The sequence below is a fragment of the Ruegeria sp. AK4 genome (assembly GCF_056541025.1).
On sequence record NZ_JBQFXS010000079.1, the window covers coordinates 1 to 757 of the forward strand.

1 pseudogene is annotated in these 757 nt (G+C 55.7%); it reads right to left on the reverse strand.

Annotation, left to right across the window (positions count from 1 at the left end):
• Positions 1-712, reverse strand: a pseudogene (locus tag ACR0EZ_RS25960) (IS5 family transposase); the annotation flags it as partial.
• Between the last annotated feature and the right edge of the window lie 45 nt (positions 713-757).

Here is a 757-nt window from a genome sequence, read left to right on the forward strand (position 1 = left end):
GAAGACCTTGGGGCATCTGTCGTATCGGGTCGCGACACGCCGCCAGTCCTTGAGCCGCCCGAACATGATCTCAATCCGGTTACGGCGCTTGTATCGGCGCTAATCGTAGCGGATGGGCTTGTCGCGTGATTTTCGACCTGGGATGCAGGGCCTAATTCCCCTTTCACTAAGGGCTTCGCGAAACCAGTCTGCGTCATAGCCTCGATCTCCCAGCAGCCAGTCAGCCGATGGCAGATTGTTCACCAGAACCTTGGCGCCCGTGTAATCGCTGACTTGGCCTGCGGAATTGAAGAAGCGGATGGGGCGTCCGAGGCTGTCGGTAACAGCGTGCAGTTTCGTATTCATGTCACCCTTGGTGCGCCCGATCAGCCTGCCGCGCCCCCTTTTTTAACCGCAGGCTGGAGGCCGTGCGGTGCGCTTTGAGATATGTTGCGTCAATCATGATCGTCTTGTGATCCGTGCCTTCAGCAGCCAGTCCGTTCATGATCCGAGCGAACACACCCATATCGCTCCATCGTTTCCAGCGATTGTACAGCGTCTTTGGCGGCCCATATTCACGAGGCGCATCACATCACCGCAACCCATTGCGATTGATGAAAATAATCCCACTTAGAACACGCCGGTCGTCAACTCTCGGCTTGCCATGGCTCTTCGGAAAGTAGGGCTGAAGGCGCTCCATCTGTTCGTCAGTCAGCCAGAATAGATTGCTCATGATACACCTCTGAAACTCAGGGGCTTGAATCATGCAAACGAGACA